Here is a 13,856-nt window from a genome sequence, read left to right on the forward strand (position 1 = left end):
AGCTGCCCTGCCACAGCCTTGCTAATCTGGCCTGTAAGGTCTAGGGTTACACCCCTTACATTTTTAGAAACTTCAAGGTATGAAATTATCCCGATGACCACAAATGATGCTACTACAACGGAAAGCACATAAACCAACATCTTTGTGCGTACAGACTTCATGAAACATCCTCCTTATCCATGCTTAACTTAGGACTTACGATTGTTGTGCTTGTGAAGAAGACCAATTTGGTTACACACTGGGTTTATTGTAGTTTATCGACGATCAAAAAGAAAGGTACAGGTTAAATCGATTTCAAAATACCGGAGGATGCTATATGATTCTCTCAAGCCAACTAAGTCGGCTGCTTGCTAAATTCGCATATCAAGGTTTTTGCCCTAGCTGCTATAATATCTTCGCCGGCAGCAAAAGACAGTGCTTTTATGCCTGATCTCAGGCAAGCGGGGGCGAAATGTTCATGACATTTCTTTCGAAGAAGTTAAGAGAAAAGCAAAAGGAGCTGGTGAAGCTTCTCAACAGCAAGTTTTGCCTGACACCTCAGGAAGAAGAAAAGATATTCTCAGTTAATGATGAAGCGAAGCTGGATGCAGCGCTTGAGGCCTTGATCGATGCTAAACTGAAGTCTGAGGTGTTAAAGGTGCTGGAATTTTAACTTCAATGATAAATTGCAGTTTAATGAACAGATAGAATAGGAGAAGGACATGTATTACGGCGAGTTTAAGGCGCCAAAGGGAATTATAAAGGTTTCGCTTGAGCTTGACGGGACCGTCATATCGGATATCAACATAAGCGGGGATTTCTTCATGTATCCCGAAGAGGCGCTCGACGACCTTGAGAGACTGTTGGTCGGCGCCAAGGCAGAAAGGGCAGAGTTATCCAAGCTGATTGAGCAGTTTTACGAGCAAAGGCAGATCCAAGCGCCAATGCTTACGCCCGACTGCTTTGTTGAGGCCATAATAAGGGCCGTTAGGAGGTAAATCATGGAGGGCTGGAGGGTAATTCCTTTAAGGATAGACGATCCCTTCTATAGCATGGCCATTGACGAGGCCATTTTAAAACTTAACTCAGAGGGCAGGTCTTTAAATACATTGCGATTTTGGAGGTGGCAGCCCTCGACCGTTTCGCTCGGGTATTTTCAAAGCCTGGAGCGCGAGGTCGACATGCAGTCCGCAGCCAAATACGGCATAGCCATCGTTAGGCGCTTAAGCGGCGGGGGTGCCGTGTTTCACGATCACGACGGCGAGCTTACCTACAGCGTCGTCTGCAGGCAGGAGGATTTACCCCGCGACATCATGGAGTCCTTCAGGGTGATCTGCGGTGGGCTGATTAAGGGGTTTGATCGCTTGGGCCTTGAAGCTCGCTTTGCCCCGTTAAACGATGTCGAGGTGGGCGGCAAAAAGATCTCAGGCAGCGCACAGACAAGAAAGTGGGGAAGCGTCCTGCAGCACGGCACGATACTTGTTGACCCTGACATCCGATTGATGTTCGAGCTGTTAAAGGTAAGCCCTGAGAAGATCTCGGACAAGTTCATCGCATCCGTTTATGAGCGGGTAACGTCTCTTGCGCGAGAGCTAAAAAAGCGCCCAAGCTTTGAGGAGGTAAGAGATGCGATGTGTGCGGGTTTTGCCGATTCCTTGGGCGCATCTTTCGAGGAAGGCGACTTGATGCCCGAGGAAATAAACTTGGCAGAAGAGCTAAAGGCAAAATACGCCTCAAAAGAATGGCTCATGAAGCGGTAAGGGTGCAGGCGGAATGAAAGAATACGAAACGACAGGCGACAACAAAAATAATTTTTACGCCTTCTACCCAAAACCCTTATTTCCCTCCCTTTCGATAACGGGAAATGCTTGCGCCATGCACTGCAAACACTGCGATCGCCACTACCTCGAACATATGATCCCCTGTAGCGATTCCGCAACCCTTTACCGAAAGTGCCTCGAATTCGACAAAAAAGGATACAAGGGAGTGCTTGTAAGCGGCGGTTACAACGAAAACGGGTGGGTGCCTTTGGAGGGCTTCGTCGACACATTGGCACGCATCAAGGGCGATACAAAGCTGGCGATAAACGTCCACTGCGGGCTCGTCCCCGAAGGTCTTGCCCGAAGCCTTGGCAACGCTGGCGTCGACGTCGTTTCCTTTGACCTGATAGGCGACGACGAAACGATAAGGGAAGTCACAGGTCTTGACAAATCTGTCGAGGACTACGTCAGCACCCTGGATCATTTGCTTGAAAATGTCTCCTGCGTGGTGCCCCATATAACGATTGGCCTCCACGGGGGGCGCCTCAAAGGCGAAAAAAGGGCCGTTGAAATAGCGTGCTCAAGGAAAGTGAGCACCCTTGTCTTTTTGGTGTTGATACCCACAGGAGGCACGGCCTTCGAGGCAGTAAACCCTCCGTCGGCCGATGAGGTCGAGGACGTAATATCCTACGCCCGCAGCAAAATGGAAGAGGCAAACATTTTCCTTGGCTGCATGAGGCCCCGACAAACAGAATACGAGCTTCGGGCGCTCAAGGCGCGCGTAAACGGGATCGTGGTGCCGAAAAAAGAAACCTTGGAAGCGGCTAGAAATATGGGTTTAAAACTTCAAAAAATAGAGCTCTGCTGTGCCGTCCCAATGGAGATAGGAGGGTAAAAGTTGGTCAAATATGTAAGGGTTGCGCTGGGCACCGCTGCTGTTTTAGGCTTTTGCAAGGTTAAAATTGAAGTTGCCCCCACCACGGCCCATCTGCTGGTTTACAGCGAAAGCAAGTGCCTTGCCAACTGCATGTTTTGCCCTCAGGCAAGAGAAAGCCTCGCCGACGGCGAGATGCTTTCCAGAGTGGAGTGGCCAAGGTTTTCGCTGGACGACGTCATCGAAGCGCTGCAGAAATCAACCCATGCTTTCAAAAGGGTATGCCTTCAGTCCGTAAATTACCCCGGCGTCGCAGATGACCTCGTCGAAATAGTTTCGTCGATAAAGAAAGCCTGCGATCTTCCCCTTTCCGTCGCCTGCCATCCGATCTCGCCAAAGGACATAAAAAGGCTGACAGATGCAGGAGCAGAGCGCATAGGGATCGCTCTGGACGCCGCTACTCCCGAACTTTTCGAGAAAATAAAGGGCAAAGGAGCAAAATCTCCCTATCGCTGGGAGGCCCACTTAAAGGCCCTTGAGGAGGCAAAAAAGCTCATCGGCAGGGCGACGACCCACCTCGTCGTCGGCTTGGGAGAAAGCGAAGAGGAGATGATAAGGACAATCCAGATGCTCTACGACCGCGGTATAACGGTAGGGCTTTTTGCCTTTACTCCCGTCAAGGGAACCCCACTTGAAAAATGGGCGAGGCCTAAAGTTTCAAGCTACAGGAAAATCCAGATGGCACGCCACCTCATAGCAAGCGGCATCGCCAGAGCAGATGGCATGAAATTTCAAGGCGGACGCTTAGATGATTTTGGAGTTGACGGCGCTACGCTTGAGCTTGACGCGGACAGCGGCATTCCCTTCATGACGTCGGGATGTCCTAATTGCAACAGGCCCTTCTACAACGAATCGCCCTTGGGCCCGATGTATAACTTTCCTCGAAAGCCCACAAAAGAGGAGATAGAATCCATCAAGAATGAGCTTGGCCTTGCGGGCAGATGATGACTGAGGCTTTATCCTTCAAACTCATCTTTTTTCCGTCTTGAGGGATCAACTTCCACATAAAATCACCGGACAAGCCCATATAGCACGAAATGCCCTTCATGATGAAGTTGTCAAGCTTTACTGAAAAAGGTTCTACCTCAAACCTGGCAAAACCGTCGGAGTAAATATTTGTTACGTGCCCTATCTTTACACCGTCAATGTATACGGGATCGCCGATCTCTACCTTTCCGCGTGCCAGCACGCCTCCAAAGCCGTAATGCGGCAGACCCCCGTCTAAAATCCCAATGCCTTTGCCAACTGTAACGGGCAGGCCGGAAAATAAGCCCATCCGGGCAATGGGGCCTTTAAGGAGCGTGTAATTCGGCCTTTGGACGATGACTTTGCCCTGAAAGCTTGAAGCAGGAAGCATGCCGTAAAACTTTTCCCATTTCAAGGAAGCGTAAATCGGCATGCCTCCCCTTGCCCTGATCAGATTGTCGCGCGGCCTAATTTCGACGTGCATATGAAGATCGGTCCAGGAGTCGAAGTGCCCGTTTTTTACCATTTCCCCCAGGATCTGGCCGACCTTTACGCTGTCGCCCACCTTGACGATTGGTTTTACATGTAGGATGCGAACGAGGTACTCAGACGCCACCGGCGTTTCGATGGCGATCAGGTATTCCTTCGTGGGCATTTGAAATTGCTTCGTCCTTGGAGCCGTAAATTCATAAATATACATAACCTTTCCCTCTACGGGAGAGGGGGCGTCATGAGAGAAAGGGTAGATGTCGACAGCTTTATGCTCGAAGTGCGCAGGGTAGGGGCTGTTGAAAAAGGTCACCCTGTTTGACAGTTGCGCGTATATCTTTATCCCGCAGAAACTCGCGATCTCAACAGTCAAAAAATATCTCCCTTCCTTGAAATCCTTGAAAAAATCCGCAGCACAGATCGATTAAACACCAATTATACAACTCCTCCTATCTGTCGTGCCAATAGTATCTATCGTACTGCAAATATAACAATTTATCGCGGATATATAAATAGGGCGTTAAAATACAGCTGGTTTGTATTGACAACTTACATACAGGTATTTTAGTATGCGCGCAGCTTAAGTGGAGCTTAAATCTAGCAAAGAAAGGCTTCGTTTATTTACGCTTCAGGAATCACACCAACAAACCGAAGCTTGTGTTTTTTCATATAATATGATAGACAAGATCGCACCGGTCATCTAAGTGCGTAAACATGGAGGTAGATATGTCGTGAAGATGAGCTTTCGTTGGTTTGGAAAGGGATATGACCATATAACGCTTGAGCAGATCAGGCAGATTCCCGGGATGGAGGTAGTTGTAACCAGCTTGCTTGACATACCGGTTGGCGAGGTGTGGCCATTAGAACGCCTCAAGGCCCTAAGGGAAGAGGTCGAAAGCTACGGCCTAAAGCTTGAAGTGATAGAAAGCGTAAACGTACATGAGGATATTAAGTTAGGGCTCGAAACACGGGACAGTTACATAGAAAAATACATAAAGACCATGAAAAACCTCTCCCAAATAGGCGTGAAGGTGATCTGCTACAACTTCATGCCCGCTTTCGACTGGCTTAGGACGGAGTTGGAATACCAATTAGAAGATGGCTCCAGGACCATGGCATATAGGCACGATTTCGTCTCCAAGATAGATCCTGAAAACTTCGCCGAACAGTTTATGGAACAGTCGAAGGATTCAGAGCTACCCGGTTGGGAGCCCGAAAGGCTTAAGGAAATCTCCAAGACCATAGAAAGATATAAGGATATGTCGGAGGACAAGTACTGGAAAAACATCAAATATTTCCTCGATAGCATAATACCTTCCGCAGAGGAGTGCGACATAAAGATGGCTATACACCCCGACGATCCTCCGTGGCCGGTGTTTGGCTTACCAAGGGTCATAACGGGAAGGGAGAACATACGCAAATTTCTGGACCTGAACAAAAGCAAGTATAACGGCATAACCGTTTGCACCGGTTCTCTGGGCGCTAACAGGCAAAACGACATCCCTGCCATCATTAGGGAGTTTGGCAAGGAAGGCAGGATCCATTTTGCGCACATCAGAAACCTTAAGTTCACCTCCGACAGGGATTTCTACGAAAGCGCACACCTCTCCAAATGCGGATCCCTTGACATGTTTGAGATCGTAAAGGCCTTTTACGATGTGGGGTTTGACGGATACATGAGGCCGGATCACGGCAGGATGATTTGGGGAGAAACAGGCCGCCCCGGTTATGGGTTATACGATAGGGCATTAGGTGCAGTTTACCTGCAGGGCCTGTGGGAAGCAATAGAAAAGATGGCAAATAAATATAGAACCCCAGCTTTTTAGCATTTAAAATATATTTTGGCCTAAATCTTGAATTTTCGCCCGATCTCAAAAAATGGAGAGCGTACCTTTAATGAAAAAGAATGCGAATCTTTATGATCTATCATCGGCGTCGCTTAGCGAGGAAGTCACCGAAACCCTTTACGTCGACGAATGGGTGCGGATAGAGCGCATCATTTCGACAGGCCAGGCATCTCCCGAGGGGTTTTGGTACGACCAAAAAGAGAATGAGTGGGTGTGCGTCCTCGAAGGACAGGGAGCTATCCAGTGGGAGGATGGCAGCACAAAAGTGCTCGATAGGGGAGAATGGGTCTTAATCCCCGCTCACGTCAGACACCGCGTCCTTTCGACAAGCGCCACCCCTCCATGTATATGGCTTGCCTTTTTCTGGAGACGCTAATCCCTATCTAAAATCATGTTCACTTACAAATACCAGCAGCCCCATCAGCAGTAAATTCGCTTGGTAAACAATTTACCTTGTAACTGCTATAGCTATCCCCTTCGTGCCTTGAGGCATATAATTAAGGTACAAGTTCGAGTCGAAGCTTGATTTACCTGACTGATCTAAAATTTCAATAGCATACGGGAGGCTAAACCATGAAGATACTTTGCATATCGGGAAGCCCGAGGGGAAAGCAAAGCAATACCTTTAAACTTACGGAAGAGGCTTTGATCGAAATTAAATCGCAATATGCGGGCGCTGCAATTGAATGTGTGCATCTTAGCGATAAAGACGTCAAATATTGTATTGGCTGTGGCTTGTGCCACAAAGATCTTCTTAAATGTCCTCTCAGGGACGACGTAAGAGATATCCTCCAAAAGATGCTGGAGGCGGACGTCATAATGTTCGCTTCGCCCGTTTATATAAACCATATCTCGGCTCAGCTTAAAGCGCTTTTGGATCGTTCAAGCCCCTTTATTCACTGCCAAATGCTTTTGGGCAAATACGGCGCCGCCTTTGCCACATCGGGAGGCGGGCCTCACGTGATGGTTTTGGATTACCTCGAAGATTACATGATAAGCTGTGGCATCCAGTATGTGGGTGGAGTCTCTGGACCGATGTCAGAATTTGATGCCCTAAAGGAAAGGGCCAGATCGCTCGGTGCTCAAATTGTCGAAGCTGTCAGGGAGGGCAAAAAATTTCCGGATCAGTTGGCAATCATGGAAGTCAGGCGAAGGTTCTTTAAAGATGCAATCTCTTCAAGAAAAGAGCAGTGGGCAGGCGAGTATGGATATTGGAGGGAGAAAGGATGGCTTTAAATTTGATGAGATAAAGTCCAAAAGGAGGGCCAAGAGAATGAGAGAGGAAATTTTTGAATATAGATGCGGGGATGTGGTTTGTGAGGGATACATAGTCTACGACGATAAGACGGAAAACAAGCGCCCCGGAGTGTTGGTGGTACACGAATGGACGGGACTGGGAGACTACGAGAAAAGACGGTCCAGACAATTGGCTGAGCTTGGTTACGTCGCTTTGGCCGCCGATATCTACGGCAAAGGAGTAAGGGCAAAAACTACAGCAGAGGCAGCAGATCTTGCCGCCAAGTATCGCTCGGATAGGGCCATGCTTCGGTCCCGTGCAAGTGCAGCGCTTGAGGCTCTAAAAGATCTCCCGTTTGTGGACTCGTCAAGGATAGCTGCCATCGGTTACTGCTTTGGCGGTGGAACGGTGCTTGAGCTTGCAAGAAGTGGAGCCGAATTAAATGGCGTTGTGAGCTTTCACGGTAATCTAGACACACAAAACCCCTACGAAGCTAAAAACATAAAGTGCAAGATTCTGGTATGTCACGGAGCAAACGATCCATTTATACCCAGGGAACATGTCCTTGCTTTCCAGGATGAGATGCGAAACGCAGGCGTTGACTGGCAAATGATATTTTATGGCGGTGCTGTGCACAGCTTTACCAACCCTGCCTCCGGAAACGATCCTTCCAAGGGCGCCGCTTACAATGAGCTGGCGGACCGCAGGTCCTGGGAAGCAATGAGGGCTTTCTTTGCTGAAATATTAACATGATTAGACCATATCTGTAATTTCAGTTTAAAGTTATCTGAGGACTATATGGAGTAACATTATTTATAAAATAATCTTACAATAGCAATAGACATTATAAAATAAGAGGTGTTATAAAATGCTGCGTAAACAGATTTATCTCGATGATGACACCGAGGAAATTTTAAAAGAGATCTGTATTAGCATGGGCATTTCCCAATCGGAGGCCATTAGGAGGGCCTTACAGGAGTATGCTTTAAAGTTAAAGCAAAAAAAGGATAATAAAGAGAACCCTCTGTTAAAAATGATAGGCATAGCAAACAGCATTGTGTCGGATGCTAGCGAAAAACACGACGAATACCTTTACGGCAGGGAAAAATGCTAGTATTTGTAGACACAAGTGCGTGGATTGCTGTTTGTATCGCTAACGACATCCATCACAACCCGGCTAGAGAAAAACTGGATAGACTTGTAAAAGAAAAGGATGTATTGGTCACCTCAAATTATGTGCTCGATGAAACGTATACGAGACTTCGTTATGATGCGGGTTTGGAGGCAGCAATTACATTTCACAACCTTGTCATGGAATCTGCATTGAATGGAGATCTGTTGCTGGAACGCATTAATGAAAAGATTGAAGAGATAGCCTGGAACATTTTTGTATCCTATCAAGATCAAGATTTCTCCTATACTGACTGTACAAGCTTTGCCCTTTGTAGGGAGATAGGCATCAAAAGGGCATTCGCTTTTGATAAACATTTTTCTGTTATGGGTTTTATCTTGATTTAAATGTCTGTTCTTTAAAAGGAGTGATGTCATTGGATACGGTTTCTTTGCTTAAATGTCTTTCAAGCGCGGACAGTCCCTCAGGTTATGAGGACGAAGCCCTAAAGGCCATCGAAGAAAACATCAAACCCTACGTCGATTCCATAAGAAAGCACAAGATGAACGCACTTATAGCCGTAAAAAATGGGCAAAACGGCAAAAAGCTTGGGATATTTGCTCATGCTGACGAGATAGGGTTCGTCGTCGCAAAGCTTGAAGAAAGAGGTTTTTTGAGGGTCGAGCCCATCGGCGGCATAGATCCGAAGGTGGTCATCTCCCAAAGGATAAAGATATTCACCAAACAAGGTGTCGCCACAGGAGTTGTAGGCTTTCTTCCTCCTCACCTCCAAAAAGATGATCAAAAAGATAAGGTCCCCGATTACAACGACATTTACGTCGACGTATCCTGTAGTCCCTTGAGCGAAGCCGTAAGCGTAGGAGACATTTGCGTCATCGAAGGAAGATGTACCTCGTTAGGCGACAGGTTCGCAGGTAAGGCCTTAGACAACAGGGCAAGCTGTGCTGCCCTCATCATGGCTGCCAGCAAGCTTGAGATTATAAAAAACAGGGCTGACGTTTATTTCATCTTTTCAAGCCAGGAGGAGATCGCAGGCCCGGGAGCAGTCTCCGTCGCGTACGAGCTTGGGTTGGACGAGGCCATAGTGGTAGACGTCACCCATGGCAATGAACACGTGCCGCAGATGCCCCCGATTAAGATCTCGGAAGGCCCCGTATTGGCAGTCGGGCCCGTAATAAACAGGGAGTTTTACAAGGCCTTATGTGACGTGGCAAAACGTCACGGCGTAAGGACGCAGATCGAGCCGACGCCCGGGAGGTCTCATACCGACACGGACGAGGTACAGCTTACGAGGTCGGGTATAAAGACGGCGCTGGTCTCCATACCGCTCATGTACATGCACACGCCCGTAGAATTGGTAGATCCCCGCGACGTGGAAGAGACCGCACGCCTGCTGGCATTGGCAAGCACCGTGAACCTGTGATGAAAGAGGTGAAGGCGTTGTACTTAAAGGAGTTATCCGAACTTGACGGCGTCTCTGGAGACGAAGAACGCGTCAGAAATTTTATAGAAGAAAAGATCAAAGACAAGGTGGACAGCTTAAAGGTCGACGTGCTAGGCAATCTGATCGCCTTCAAGAAGGGGACCAGGTCGAACAGAAAGTTCGTCCTGGCTGCCCACATGGACGAGGTTGGCTTCATGGTGACAAACATAGAGGATGACGGAACTTTGTCATTTGGCCCCGTAGGGGGCGTCGATCCCCGGGTCGTCGTTGGAAAGCACGTCAGGATCAAGGGAGAGCTACCGGGCGTCATCGGTTACAAGGCCATACACCTTCAAAAGAAAGACGAGCTGCTGGCCTCGCCCAAATTCGAAAACCTTCGCGTACATATAGGTGCAAGGTCAAAGGAAGAAGCCTCACGTAAAGTGGAATTAGGAGACTACATCTCATTTGCGACGGATTTCAGGCAGGAAAACTCCAGGGCAACGGGCAAGGCCTTCGACGACAGGGCAGGTTGCGCCGTCTTGATGGAGGTAATAGAACAGGAACAACGTTACGAGGACGACCTGTACTTTGCCTTCCTGGTCCAGGAAGAGCCAGGCCTGCGGGGAAGCGCGGTGCTTTTTGAACAAGTTTGCCCAGATCTTGCCTTGGTCATCGAGGGGACCACGGCAGGAGACGATCCAGGGCTTCCGGAACATCAGTGGGCAACTCGCCTAGGAGACGGCCCGGCCATCACCTTCATGCACAGGGGCTACGTGGTAAATAAAAAGATCTATGAATCCATACTGCAGGTCGCCCAAAAATACGACATCAAACACCAGCCGAAAAGGAGGACCGCGGGCGGAACGGATGCCGCGCGCCTCGCCAAGACCGGCGGGGGAGTGCCGGCCGGGGTAATCTCCGTTCCTGCTCGATATATCCATAGCCCTTTGTCCATGATTGACCTGGGAGATTTTGAAAACACGGTCAAACTGGTCAGCAAAATCTTAGAAGAAGGAGAGGGTTTTGCAAGATGATAGATTTAATCAAGGAACTGACAGAAAGTTACGGCCCCAGCGGCAGAGAAGAAGAGGTCCAAAAAGTCGTCCTTAAATACCTCGAAGGCCACATAGACGGACACAAGTTCGACCCCGTGGGCAATTTACTCGTCTGGAAAAGGGGAAGAGATGACAAAGAGGTGCTTTTAGACGCCCATATAGACGAAATCGGGCTTGTGGTAACGAATATAGACGATAAGGGGTTCCTCAGGGTAGAACCGGTGGGCGGAGTTTCTCCCTATACCTACGTGGGCCACAGGGTCAGATTCCCCAAGGCCATAGGCGTAGTTTATTACGAAGGCGAGACGCCCGAGGAACAAAAGAAAAATTTATCCAACCTCACCTTCGACAACCTCTTCGTGGACATCGGCGCCGGCGACCGCAGTGAGGCCGAAAGCTTGGTCTCCATAGGCACCTTTGGCGTCTACGATTCCTATTTTTACAAAAACGGCAATTACCTCACATCGAAATCCATGGACGACAGGATCGGCTGTGCCGTTTTAGTTGAAGTATTCAGGAATTTAAAGGATCCGCGCCATACGGTCATAGGATCTTTTTCCGTCCAGGAAGAAATTGGGCTTGTCGGAGCCTTTGTATCGGCATACAGCTTTTCTCCTCAAATTTGCGTAGCCGTTGACGTCACCGATTCGGCCGATCATCCGAAGGGGCTTAAAAGGCATGCCATGGCGTTGGGCAAAGGCCCTGCAATAAAGATCAAGGACAAGATGTCCATAAGTCACAGGAAGGTCGTCGAACTGCTGGAGCAGGCAGCACAAAAGGCGAATGTGCCTTACCAAAAGGAAGTCTTGACCTTCGGCGGCACTAACGCTGCCGCACTTCAAAGGACGAAGGAAGGCATCCCTTCCGCAACGCTTTCAATACCCACCAGATACGTCCATTCGCCAAGCGAGACGGTGAACCTAAACGACGTAGAAGGAGCGGTAAAATTGCTGGTGAGCTTCGTCGATTTGGAGATAGAGCTTTAATGCCTTGAACGCTGATTTGTGGGGATAGCTTAACGTAAACAAAAAAGACGAAAGGGTCGCTCGTGCGCAAGCGACCCTTTCGTATAAATTGTTCGGTTACTTTTTTATGGTGTTTTTCAGCAATCGTCCGTCTTCAAAGGCTATAAAAATCTCAAATTTCTCCGGTGCGACGCTTAAATTTCCGTTATCAGCCAGCCAGAGGTGCAGTTCCGTGCCACCTTCGACCTCCATGTTGAAAGACCCGTCCGTATTAGATAGTATTCCTCCAGACGCCGCGCGGGTTACTACTATATTCCATATGCCGTTTCCCGGAATGGTGTCCCAGGTTCCGCTTTTGCCGTCCTTTGCCTTAATGGCTATGCTTTCTATGGTCCCCTTGGTATTAATGAGCTTGAGCAGCACGTGAACATCGGGGTTAGTGTCGGGCGTAGCAAGAAGAGATGAAACCTCCCCTTTTTTTAGGTAGTTCATCGGGCCCTTGCCCAGGTAAGTTGCCCTAATTTTGTCTGAAACCTGGGCAGTGGCAGAAGGAGCAGTAGTTTTTGAAGTTTGCTCTCCTTCAATGATGCGGAGGACCTCCTTTTCCAGGATGCTTCCATCGCTCATGACCACGAGGACTTTATATTTCACGTCGCCTTCTGTGATGGTACCGTTATCGGTGAGCCATAAGTTGAAGTCCTTCTTCCCGGACACGCTCAAAGAGACTGAGCCGTTGCTTTCGTTTAAGACGTTTCCGGAAGAATCCGTCACCGCTACCAGCCATTTTCCGTTTCCCGGTATCGTATCCCATTCCGAGGCACCGTCATCGCCGCGGACGATGAAGTTGATGATCCTACCATCAGCTACCAGTTCAAGGGCGATCTTCCAGTCGGGCTTTCCGTCGCCCTTTAGGGCTTCGCTTCTTGACGTGAGATCTCCCTTTGCCGGCTCAATTAAGGCTGCCGAAAGAATCCCTTTATCCGGTATTGCCTTGGTCACCTCTTTGCGTTCGACTGCCTTGCGCAGGACCTTACCATCGTTGAACTTGACGATCACCTCATAACGGGTAGAGCCGGCTGCAATGGAGCCGTTGTCTGCGACCCAAAGGTCCAAGGTCGTATCGCCCTCTACGGCAAATTTTACGCTTCCATCCTCTCTGTTTCGCAGCTTGCCGTCGGTATAGACCGCTATGGCCCATGTTCCGTTGCCCGGGGCGGTGTCCCACGCCGAAGATGTGCCGTCCACGTTTCTTATCGAAATTTCTTCAACGACAGATATTGTGTTAAACCGAATCTGAAAGTGAGCGTCCCTTACGCCGTCGCTTTGGATCTTTTCCGACTTTCCTACGATGTCCTTGTCTCCAATCCCAAGCAGCACGGCCGAGAATTCCTCGCCCGCTGGCGGTTCGACCTTTTCAGCCTCAGCCGTAAAAATATCGGGCATTCCCGGAACGGTCGTCTTTGCCTTTGCGGTACTCCCATCGATGAATGAGACAGCGACCTCATATTCACGGGTTTTAGAGAAGGCAGTACCGTCATCGGCAACGTAAAGGTGAAGCGTAATTAGGGCAAGAAATGGTTTGGTTGAAAAGGACCCCGAAGCAGTTGTTACATCCTCTCCCTTGCCGTCTTGTACGATCATTCCCCATTTCTGGTTGCCCGGTATCGTATCCCATGTCCTATCCGTTCCCAGAGCCTTAAGCTCTACGCCCGTGATAGCTCCAGCCCCTTTGACGGAAACTACGAAATGGGCATCCGGTTTGCCGTCAGGTTTCAAGGTCTCTTTCATCCCCAGGAGGTCCGTTTCGGTGCCCTTAAAGGTAAAGCTCTGGATTTCCCCCATGGCAGCGAAGGCAGAATTTACAAACAGCACCGAGGAAGTAATCAAGAAAAGTAGAAGGACTGCCCTTTTCATTGATTTCATGGCTCAATCCCCCTTATAAATTATTGATTTATATATTATTAGAATATTATAGCATGCCACAATGACGCATCGGTATTATTTGCGATAACGATCGATTCAAGGTTGACGAAAACACCAATAGAGTGGTATGGTTGGTAAACCGT

Annotated in this window: 16 protein-coding genes; 14 read left to right on the plus strand and 2 right to left on the minus strand. The window is 48.8% G+C overall.

The genetic code is table 11. The features are described from left to right. Positions 1-457 precede the first annotated feature (457 nt). From BUQ78_RS00005 to BUQ78_RS00025, 5 genes are read left to right on the plus strand one after another with little or no spacing between them, the layout of a single operon-like run. Positions 458-652, plus strand: a complete 195-nt coding sequence (locus BUQ78_RS00005) for a hypothetical protein (RefSeq protein WP_074198878.1) — start codon at positions 458-460, stop codon at positions 650-652. Between the two features lie 49 nt (positions 653-701). Beyond that, complete coding sequence (locus BUQ78_RS00010) at positions 702-977, plus strand: lipoate-protein ligase small subunit (RefSeq protein WP_074198879.1); 276 nt, start codon at positions 702-704, stop codon at positions 975-977. A gap of 3 nt (positions 978-980) precedes the next feature. Then, the gene (locus tag BUQ78_RS00015; protein ID WP_074198880.1) at positions 981-1,739 is read left to right on the plus strand and encodes a lipoate--protein ligase family protein; all 759 of its coding nucleotides are present in this window, start codon (positions 981-983) and stop codon (positions 1,737-1,739) included. Positions 1,740-1,752: 13 nt separating this feature from the next. After that, on the plus strand, positions 1,753-2,634 hold the full coding sequence (locus BUQ78_RS00020) for a LipS1 family lipoyl synthase (protein WP_074198881.1): 882 nt from the start codon (positions 1,753-1,755) through the stop codon (positions 2,632-2,634). A gap of 3 nt (positions 2,635-2,637) precedes the next feature. After that, positions 2,638-3,618, plus strand: a complete 981-nt coding sequence (locus tag BUQ78_RS00025; RefSeq protein WP_074198882.1) for a LipS2 family lipoyl synthase — start codon at positions 2,638-2,640, stop codon at positions 3,616-3,618. Here BUQ78_RS00025 and BUQ78_RS00030 read toward each other — a convergent pair. Further along, the gene (locus BUQ78_RS00030; protein ID WP_074198883.1) at positions 3,587-4,501 is read right to left on the minus strand and encodes a DUF8155 domain-containing protein; all 915 of its coding nucleotides are present in this window, start codon (positions 4,499-4,501) and stop codon (positions 3,587-3,589) included. The two genes, BUQ78_RS00025 and BUQ78_RS00030, sit on opposite strands and share 32 nt — an antisense overlap. A 364-nt stretch (positions 4,502-4,865) precedes the next feature. Here BUQ78_RS00030 and uxuA point away from each other — a divergent pair, with 364 nt between their 5' ends. From uxuA to BUQ78_RS00075, 9 genes are all read left to right on the plus strand, one after another. After that, a complete protein-coding gene (gene uxuA, locus BUQ78_RS00035) occupies positions 4,866-5,954 on the plus strand; it encodes a mannonate dehydratase (RefSeq protein ID WP_318259635.1) in 1,089 nt (362 codons plus the stop codon). Positions 5,955-6,024: 70 nt separating this feature from the next. Beyond that, complete coding sequence (locus BUQ78_RS00040) at positions 6,025-6,351, plus strand: cupin domain-containing protein (RefSeq protein WP_074198885.1); 327 nt, start codon at positions 6,025-6,027, stop codon at positions 6,349-6,351. Between the two features lie 197 nt (positions 6,352-6,548). Continuing rightward, entirely contained in the window at positions 6,549-7,211 is a 663-nt protein-coding gene (locus BUQ78_RS00045) for a flavodoxin family protein (RefSeq protein ID WP_074198886.1), read from the plus strand. Positions 7,212-7,248: 37 nt separating this feature from the next. After that, a complete protein-coding gene (locus tag BUQ78_RS00050) occupies positions 7,249-7,965 on the plus strand; it encodes a dienelactone hydrolase family protein (protein ID WP_074198887.1) in 717 nt (238 codons plus the stop codon). Positions 7,966-8,080: 115 nt separating this feature from the next. Further along, a complete protein-coding gene (locus BUQ78_RS00055; protein WP_074198888.1) occupies positions 8,081-8,326 on the plus strand; it encodes a ribbon-helix-helix domain-containing protein in 246 nt (81 codons plus the stop codon). Beyond that, entirely contained in the window at positions 8,320-8,730 is a 411-nt protein-coding gene (locus BUQ78_RS00060; RefSeq protein ID WP_074198889.1) for a type II toxin-antitoxin system VapC family toxin, read from the plus strand. Before BUQ78_RS00055 ends, BUQ78_RS00060 begins: the two co-directional genes overlap by 7 nt. A 23-nt stretch (positions 8,731-8,753) precedes the next feature. Next, positions 8,754-9,767, plus strand: coding sequence for a M20/M25/M40 family metallo-hydrolase (locus BUQ78_RS00065; RefSeq protein ID WP_074198890.1), 1,014 nt, complete (start codon positions 8,754-8,756; stop codon positions 9,765-9,767). A gap of 8 nt (positions 9,768-9,775) precedes the next feature. Then, complete coding sequence (locus tag BUQ78_RS00070) at positions 9,776-10,804, plus strand: M42 family metallopeptidase (RefSeq protein ID WP_310847715.1); 1,029 nt, start codon at positions 9,776-9,778, stop codon at positions 10,802-10,804. After that, complete coding sequence (locus tag BUQ78_RS00075; RefSeq protein WP_074198892.1) at positions 10,801-11,811, plus strand: M42 family metallopeptidase; 1,011 nt, start codon at positions 10,801-10,803, stop codon at positions 11,809-11,811. The genes BUQ78_RS00070 and BUQ78_RS00075 overlap by 4 nt, the downstream gene beginning before the upstream one ends. A gap of 96 nt (positions 11,812-11,907) precedes the next feature. Here the strand turns inward: BUQ78_RS00075 and BUQ78_RS00080 are convergent, their stop codons facing one another. After that, positions 11,908-13,713, minus strand: coding sequence for a hypothetical protein (locus BUQ78_RS00080; RefSeq protein WP_074198893.1), 1,806 nt, complete (start codon positions 13,711-13,713; stop codon positions 11,908-11,910). Positions 13,714-13,856 lie beyond the last annotated feature (143 nt).

The sequence above is a fragment of the Acetomicrobium flavidum genome (assembly GCF_900129645.1).
Lineage (GTDB): Bacteria > Synergistota > Synergistia > Synergistales > Acetomicrobiaceae > Acetomicrobium > Acetomicrobium flavidum.